This is a genomic window from Planococcus sp. A6, assembly GCF_028823615.1.
Lineage (GTDB): Bacteria > Bacillota > Bacilli > Bacillales_A > Planococcaceae > Planococcus.
This window is the reverse complement of record NZ_JAPEHT010000141.1, coordinates 1-7,771: the sequence shown is the minus strand read 5'-3', so window position 1 is coordinate 7,771 and position 7,771 is coordinate 1. Positions and strand designations below refer to the sequence as shown.

The following is a 7,771-nucleotide window of genomic DNA, read 5'->3' as shown; positions in this document are numbered from 1 at the left end:
CCGTCTCATTTTATTAAATGTTACCCTCATAAACGTTGATACGATTCATCGCACGTTTTAACGCCAATTCCGCGCGTTTGTAGTCGATCTCATCTTTTCTTGCCTGAAGAAGTGCTTCAGCACGTTTTGCAGATTCCTGCGCACGCGCCAAGTCGATCTCAGTCGCAGTTTCTGCTGATTGAGCAAGAATCGTCACTTTTTCAGGGCGGATTTCAAGGAACCCACCGCTTACAGCGACCAATTCCGTCGAGTTTTCTTTCTTTAACCGGACTGCGCCGATTCCAAGAGGAGCTACTGTCGGAATGTGACCAGGCAAAACGCCCATTTCACCGGTTGCTGTAACTGCAATCACCATAGAAACTTCTGAATCGTATACTGGGCCGTCGGGAGTGACAATATTGACTGTAATGGTCTTCATTTTTTTCCCTCCTGGTCCCTGATTTTAGACTTCTACGCCCATGCCTTTGGCTTTTTCGATAACTTCTTCGATGCGGCCGACTAGGCGGAAAGCATCTTCCGGAAGGTGATCGTATTTGCCTGCAAGGATTTCCTGGAAGCCTTTGATCGTTTCCTGAACTGGAACATACGAGCCTTTTTGGCCAGTGAACTGTTCAGCAACGTGGAAGTTTTGAGACAAGAAGTTTTGGACGCGGCGTGCACGGTTAACCGTCAGCTTGTCCTCATCGCTCAATTCATCCATACCAAGGATCGCAATGATATCCTGAAGCTCTCTATAACGCTGCAAAGTTTCTTGAACCTGGCGGGAAACACCGTAGTGTTCTGTGCCGACGATTTCAGGAGACAATGCGCGGGAAGTAGAAGCAAGTGGATCCACCGCTGGGTAGATACCCATCTCAGAAAGTTTACGCTCAAGGTTAGTTGTTGCATCAAGGTGGGCAAACGTTGTTGCCGGAGCCGGATCCGTATAGTCATCGGCTGGAACATAGATTGCCTGGATCGATGTTACAGAACCAGCGCTTGTTGTCGTGATACGCTCTTGCAATTGACCCATTTCAGTCGCAAGTGTCGGCTGGTAACCAACCGCTGAAGGCATACGTCCAAGAAGGGCGGATACTTCAGAACCTGCTTGCGTGAAGCGGAAAATGTTATCGATGAACAAAAGAACGTCTGCGCCTTGCTCATCACGGAAGTATTCAGCCATTGTCAAACCTGTCAAAGCAACACGCATACGTGCGCCAGGCGGCTCGTTCATCTGGCCGAAGACCATTGAAGTTTTCTTGATAACGCCGGATTCGCTCATCTCGTGGAACAAGTCGTTTCCTTCGCGCGTACGCTCGCCAACACCAGCGAATACAGAAAGACCGCCGTGCTCTTGTGCGATGTTGTTGATCAATTCCTGGATCAAAACAGTTTTACCTACACCGGCACCACCGAAGAGGCCGATTTTACCGCCTTTGATGTAAGGGGCAAGCAAGTCAACAACTTTGATACCAGTTTCAAGAATTTCAACTTCAGTGGAAAGGTGCTCAAACGTAGGAGCAGAACGGTGAATCGGGTCACGGCGTTCTGTTGCCGGGATTTCCTCACCCAAGTCGATTACTTCACCAAGTACGTTAAATACTCGGCCAAGTGTAACATCTCCGACAGGAACAGAAATTGCTCTGCCCAAGTCGGTTACTGCTGAACCGCGCTGCAATCCGTCAGTGGATTCCATTGCGATGGTACGAACTGTGTCGTCGCCAAGGTGCAAAGCTACTTCAAGAGTCAAAGTAGTTTGAGCTTGATTGGGACGATCGATAGTAACGGTTAGGGCGTTGTAGATCGCTGGAAGCTGTCCGTTAGAAAACTTAACGTCTACAACCGGACCCATAACCTGAAGAACGTGTCCTGTGTTCATGCTGTTCCCTCCTGTCTTACTTTTATTGAACCTATTTAAAGCTCATCGGGCCTAAACGGCCGTCTTCGCTTTTCTCTGTGTCTAGCTGCAGCGCCTAGCTCCTCGGGTCATAAGCCAACTTCCCTGTGCGGCAGAAAGCGCCGCTTCGGAAATTCGTCTTATGCCTGTCGGAGCTGAACAGGCGCTTCCGCTTTTCTTACTCTAGTGCTGCAGCTCCGCCGACGATCTCTGTGATTTCCTGAGTGATCGCAGCTTGGCGTGCACGGTTGTAAACAAGCGTCAGATCGCCGATCAATTCTGATGCGTTGTCTGTTGCGCTCTTCATTGCTGTCATGGAAGCAGCATGCTCACTTGCTTTGCCGTCCAGCAAGGCCCCAAAGATCAAGCTTTCCGCATATTGTGGAAGAAGAACTTCCAGAATCGCTTCTGCTGATGGGTCGAACTCGTAAGAAGCAGTCGATCCTGTTGGCTGAATGTCAGTCAACGGCAGCACTTTCTTTTCGGTAACCTCCTGGGAGATGGCAGAAACATAATGGTTATAGTACATATACACTTCGTCATACGTACCTTCTGCGAACATACCAACAGCTTTGCGCGTTATTTCCTTGATATCCGCAAACGCTGGGTGGTCTGGAAGCCCGACTGAACTTTCGATGATGTTATAGCCTTTCTTCGCAAAGAAGTCACGGCCTTTCCGCCCGACGCTGAGGATAACAAATTCGTCGCTTGACGTATGACGCTCGTTGATTTTCGCCATGACAGTACGCAAGATGTTACTGTTATAGCCGCCAACAAGGCCACGGTCAGAAGTAATGACCAAATATGCCGTTTTCTTTACAGGGCGCGCCATCATCATAGGATTGGACACGTCGCTAGAACCGGCTGCGATCGAAGCGACCACATCCTGGATCTTTTCCATATAAGGAACGAAAGCTTTCGCGCTCGTTTCCGCTTTATTTAACTTAGAAGCAGAAACCATCTGCATCGCTTTCGTAATTTGGCTTGTTTTCTTGGTTGACGTAATTCGTGTTTTTATATCGCGTAAAGATGCCACTGGTATTTCACCACCTTGTTATTTTTTCTTCCGATCCTGCCAGGGAGCTTATTCTGATTTTGCGAATGTGTGCTTGAATTCGTTGATTGCTGCACCGAATTCTTCGTCAGATGGCAACCCTTTAGTTGAGCGGATGGTATCCAAAACATTTGTGTGGTTAATATCCAACCAGCTAGTCAATTCAGCTTCGAAACGAGTGATATCTTGTACTGGAATATCGTCGAGGAATCCACGAGTCAATGCGTAGAAGATAACAACTTGTTTTTCAACTTTGATTGGGCTGTTCAAGTCCTGCTTAAGAACTTCAACTGTACGTTTACCGCGCTCAAGTTTTGCAGCTGTCGCTGGGTCAAGATCTGAACCGAATTGGGAGAATGACTCCAATTCACGGTAAGCTGCCAAGTCAAGACGCAAAGTACCGGCAACTTTCTTCATCGCTTTGATCTGAGCTGAACCACCTACACGGGATACAGAAAGACCTGCGTTGATCGCTGGGCGAACACCGGCGAAGAATAGATCCGATTGAAGGAAGATCTGGCCATCCGTAATCGAGATTACGTTTGTTGGGATATAGGAGGAAATATCGCCTGCTTGCGTTTCAACGAACGGCAATGCAGTGATCGATCCTGATCCGAGTGATTCGTTCAACTTCGCTGCGCGCTCAAGAAGGCGTGAGTGAAGATAGAAAACGTCACCTGGGTAAGCTTCACGGCCTGGAGGACGACGAAGCAAGAGTGAAAGCTCACGGTAAGCGGAAGCTTGTTTTGTCAAATCATCATAGACGATCAAAACGTGCTTGCCATCGAACATGAAGTCTTCAGCCATTGTAATACCAGCGTAAGGAGCTAGGTATAGAAGTGGCGCTGGTTGAGAAGCAGACGCTGTAACAACGATCGTGTAGTCAAGCGCACCGTTTTTGCGGAACGTCTCAACAACGTTACGGACAGTCGACTCTTTTTGGCCGATTGCTACGTAAATACAGATCATATCTTGGTCGCCTTGGTTCAAGATCGTGTCGATTGCGACAGACGTTTTACCAGTCTGGCGGTCACCGATGATCAATTCGCGCTGCCCACGGCCGATTGGCACAAGAGCATCGATTGCTTTAATACCCGTTTGAAGCGGTTCGTGCACGGATTTACGTGCCATAACGCCTTGTGCTGGGCTTTCGATAGGACGGGATTTAGTCGTGTTGATCGGTCCAAGGCCATCAACTGGCTGTCCTAGTGGATTTACTACGCGTCCGATAAGTTCTTGTCCTACCGGTACTTCCATAATACGGCCAGTTCGACGTACTTCATCGCCTTCTTTGATGTCTGAGAATGGCCCAAGGATGATGATACCAACGTTGTTGGCTTCCAAGTTTTGTGCCATACCCATTACACCATTAGAGAATTCTACAAGTTCTCCAGCCATGATGTTGTCGAGGCCATGAGCGCGAGCGATACCGTCACCAATTGTGATGACTGTACCGACTTCGTCAACTTTCATCTCTGATTGATAGTTTTCAATCTGTTGCTTAATCAGATTGCTGATTTCTTCAGCTTTGATGCTCATGTATGTCACCCTCTCATAATTTCATTAGTTAACCGATCAATTGACGTTGCAGGCGGGCAAGTTTGGTGCTGACGCTGCTATCAAAGATGCGGTTTCCGATTTGAAGGCGCAATCCACCGATCAACGATGGGTCGATTACGTTTTCAATCCGTAAAGAATTCTTGCCGATGCTTTTCGCGAAAGCCGTGGAAAGAGATGCAGTTTCTTCTTCCGTCAATGGACGGGTTGAATAAACTGTTGCATCCTCGATTCCCTGCTCTTCGTTCGAAAGCTTGATATATGCTTGTGTCATATCACTGATTTCGTTCATGCGTCTGCGATCACCCAACATCTGAAGTGTATTCAAGACGTATGTGTTAACGCCCTGAAATACTTCGTTGATGAGGTTTGTGCGCTTTTCAGATGAAAGTTTCGGTGACACGATCAATTGGTAAAGTTCAGGAGTCAACTTGAAAACTTTACGTACTTCACGGAGATCCTGTTCGATTTCCAAAGTCACATTGTGTTCTTTGGCTACCTGGAATAATGCCGATGCGTAGCGCTCAGCGACTTGGCTCATTGCACTTCGCCTGCCTTCGCAATCGTTTCGTTAATCAACTGACGGTTGTCTTCCTCAGAGATTTCCTTGTCCAATACTCTCGTAGCTGCCAACAAGGACAGAGCCACAACTTCTTCACGTACTGCTGCGATCGCTTTTTCGCGCTCGTTAGCAATTTCTGCCACTGCGGATTCTTTCATGCGGGCAGATTCAGCACGCGCTGTCGTAATGATTTCCTCACGAGAAACTTCGCCTTGTTTCTTGGCATTTTCAACGATTTCCTGCGCTTGGTTGCGGGCATCCTTCAAAAGGTTGCGCTGCTCATCAAGCATTTGCTGTGATTCCTGACGGCTTTTTTCAGCAGTTTCGATCTCACTTGCGATCAGATCTTCACGCTGCTGCATAACGCCCATCAATGGACCCCACGCAAATTTCTTCAACAGGGCCATTAGGAGCAAAAAGATGACCAATGTTGCGATGATGTCTCCAATATTCAAAAACTCCCCGGTTGCACCGAGTACGAGGTGATCAAAAAACACGATTGTTTCACTCCCTTCAAGAGCCTAAAATACTTTTTCTTCTATTTATATATACTACTTAAAATCGTTAGATGTGCTGTCGAAATCCAAAATGCATCATACAAGCATAAATGGCGAAAAACATGCCGGAGCATTCTCGCCATTTAGCTTTTCAATAATAAATTGCTTTGTCTAGCTCCGCTTCACACGATGTCTAGACTTCAACGGCCAACTCCTCGGGTCATAAGACAGCCCAGCTACGCGGCTCTCGCCACTGCGCTGGTCTGTCTTATGCCGGTCGGAGCTGAACGGCCGTTTCCGCTTTTCTTTATTAACGGTTCATTACGATGAACGCGATAACTACGGCGATGATCGGCAATGCCTCGACCAAAGCTACACCGATGAACATTGTTGTTTGAAGAACGCCGCGTGCTTCTGGCTGGCGAGCGATACCTTCAACTGTTTTTGAAACGATAAGTCCGTTACCGATACCTGCACCTAGTGCTGCTAATCCTACTGCAATTGCTGCTGCTAATAAACCCATTTTAAAATGTCCTCCTCAGGATAATTGTTTTTTTTGTTTTGCCCGAAGGCAGTTTATACTCAATGGTCTTCGCTGACTTTATGCGATAAATAAACCATTGTTAACATAACGAAAATGAACGCTTGGATAGCCCCGATAAAGATCGAGAATCCTTGCCATGCCATCATCGGCAAGATTGCACCGACGAATCCGAAGATACTTGCTGAAGCAAGCCCTGCCAACAACGTAAGCAAGATCTCACCAGCGTAGATGTTACCGTAAAGACGCAGACCGAGTGTCAGCGTATTTGCGAATTCCTCAATGATTTTAAGCGGGAACAAGAACGGCATCGGTTTCAGGAAATCTGAACTGTAGCCTTTCAAGCCTTTCAGCTTAATACCATAATAATGGCTCAAGATGATGATTGTTGCAGCCAATGTCATTGTCACGACTGGATCCGCTGTTGGTGATTTCCACCAAAGGTCTCCGTTGACGACAACAGCAAATGGGAGCCCGAGCATGTTCGAAACGAAGATGAACATGATCAGCGTAATTCCAAGAATATGGAATCGTCCGCCATCCCGCCAGTCCATATTGCTTTTAATGATTCCTTTGACAAAGTCCATTACCCATTCCATGAAGTTCTGCATGCCTGTTGGCTTCAGCTTCAAGTTGCGGGTAGCGAAGAATGCGATAAGGAAAACAATAAGAGCGGCTACAAGCAGCATCATAACGTTCGATAGGTTGAACCAGATGCCGAATATCGGATCTTGATACATTGGAGCGCCATGATCCACGTTAAATTCACCTCTCTTTCCACTTTCTTTAATGGTGTTTCATGTGATAAACGATCCGCTCCACTAAAAGGAGACCATAAGGGATCATCAACCCGATTACCGCACTGACCAAGTGTATGTGCTCAGCGAACAAAATAGCGATCGCCACAACGGCTACACCTGATGCGAACCGTAATGCCGTTCCGAGAGAACGGACTTTCGAGCCTTCTTCCACCGCCCGGTCGAATTTTTCCATTCTCCGGACCAGGATCCACATATTATAAATGCCGAACAGAGATCCGACGATTAAGCCTGCGAACACTTCCGGATAAGGAGTGACTCCCCACCCTAAAACGAACACGGCGAGGATGAAATACATCAGCCTCTTCAATCTTTTATAGATCTCTTGAAGTCCATCCATTTTTTACATGTCTCCTGATTCGAATTTTCGGACGGTCTGAAGCATCGCCCAAACCCCGGCACTCAGGCCGACGAGCAAGCAGATGATCAAAAAGAGCGGGGCGGTTCCGAATTGCTCATCAAGCCACATCCCTGTAAAGACTCCGATTAGTACGGACCCGACAAGTTGTGAGAGAATGACGGAATAAATCGCCATTGCTTGTAAGGGACTTTTTTTCGGGTGCATGATAAACCCCTCGAAATTCATAATGATTTGACATTCACGCCCATAAAAAGAGCAGTCGCATCTGGCTTTCAATAGCACATCCATTATGTATGAAAACCCTCTCATGCAGACCCTTTGTAAGCATACAATAGGGGTAAAATCATGTCAATTACATGTAGTGAAAAACTTCACAAGCAAAAACCCACCGACATATGATTGACAAATTTGTTACAAGAAAAGCGAGAGCGGCCGTTCTGGCTCGACAGGCGCAAGGCAGATTCCCGAAGCGGCGCCTTTTGCCGCACAGGGAAGTTGACTTGCG

At 47.2% G+C, this 7,771-nt stretch carries 10 protein-coding genes; all 10 read right to left on the bottom strand.

Annotation, left to right across the window (positions count from 1 at the left end; all coding sequences use genetic code 11):
• Positions 1 to 13 precede the first annotated feature (13 nt).
• Complete coding sequence (locus ON064_RS15750) at positions 14 to 418, bottom strand: F0F1 ATP synthase subunit epsilon (protein ID WP_058382971.1); 405 nt, start codon at positions 416 to 418, stop codon at positions 14 to 16.
• A gap of 24 nt (positions 419 to 442) precedes the next feature.
• A complete protein-coding gene (gene atpD / locus ON064_RS15745; protein ID WP_274625514.1) occupies positions 443 to 1,858 on the bottom strand; it encodes a F0F1 ATP synthase subunit beta in 1,416 nt (471 codons plus the stop codon).
• A 196-nt stretch (positions 1,859 to 2,054) separates the two neighbouring features.
• Positions 2,055 to 2,912 (bottom strand): ATP synthase F1 subunit gamma, encoded by an 858-nt coding sequence (gene atpG, locus ON064_RS15740; protein WP_068464136.1) that lies wholly within the window; start codon positions 2,910 to 2,912, stop codon positions 2,055 to 2,057.
• 48 nt (positions 2,913 to 2,960) lie between these two features.
• Complete coding sequence (atpA, locus tag ON064_RS15735; RefSeq protein WP_274625513.1) at positions 2,961 to 4,469, bottom strand: F0F1 ATP synthase subunit alpha; 1,509 nt, start codon at positions 4,467 to 4,469, stop codon at positions 2,961 to 2,963.
• A 28-nt stretch (positions 4,470 to 4,497) separates the two neighbouring features.
• The gene (locus ON064_RS15730; RefSeq protein WP_121298336.1) at positions 4,498 to 5,028 is read right to left on the bottom strand and encodes a F0F1 ATP synthase subunit delta; all 531 of its coding nucleotides are present in this window, start codon (positions 5,026 to 5,028) and stop codon (positions 4,498 to 4,500) included.
• Positions 5,025 to 5,546 (bottom strand): F0F1 ATP synthase subunit B, encoded by a 522-nt coding sequence (gene atpF, locus ON064_RS15725; protein WP_101191263.1) that lies wholly within the window; start codon positions 5,544 to 5,546, stop codon positions 5,025 to 5,027. Before atpF ends, ON064_RS15730 begins: the two co-directional genes overlap by 4 nt.
• 310 nt (positions 5,547 to 5,856) lie before the next feature.
• The gene (atpE, locus tag ON064_RS15720) at positions 5,857 to 6,069 is read right to left on the bottom strand and encodes a F0F1 ATP synthase subunit C (protein ID WP_008433003.1); all 213 of its coding nucleotides are present in this window, start codon (positions 6,067 to 6,069) and stop codon (positions 5,857 to 5,859) included.
• A gap of 59 nt (positions 6,070 to 6,128) precedes the next feature.
• Positions 6,129 to 6,845 (bottom strand): F0F1 ATP synthase subunit A, encoded by a 717-nt coding sequence (atpB, locus tag ON064_RS15715; RefSeq protein ID WP_274625512.1) that lies wholly within the window; start codon positions 6,843 to 6,845, stop codon positions 6,129 to 6,131.
• Between the two features lie 28 nt (positions 6,846 to 6,873).
• Complete coding sequence (locus ON064_RS15710; protein ID WP_121298338.1) at positions 6,874 to 7,245, bottom strand: ATP synthase subunit I; 372 nt, start codon at positions 7,243 to 7,245, stop codon at positions 6,874 to 6,876.
• Positions 7,246 to 7,248: 3 nt separating this feature from the next.
• The gene (locus ON064_RS15705; RefSeq protein ID WP_058382963.1) at positions 7,249 to 7,470 is read right to left on the bottom strand and encodes an AtpZ/AtpI family protein; all 222 of its coding nucleotides are present in this window, start codon (positions 7,468 to 7,470) and stop codon (positions 7,249 to 7,251) included.
• Between the last annotated feature and the right edge of the window lie 301 nt (positions 7,471 to 7,771).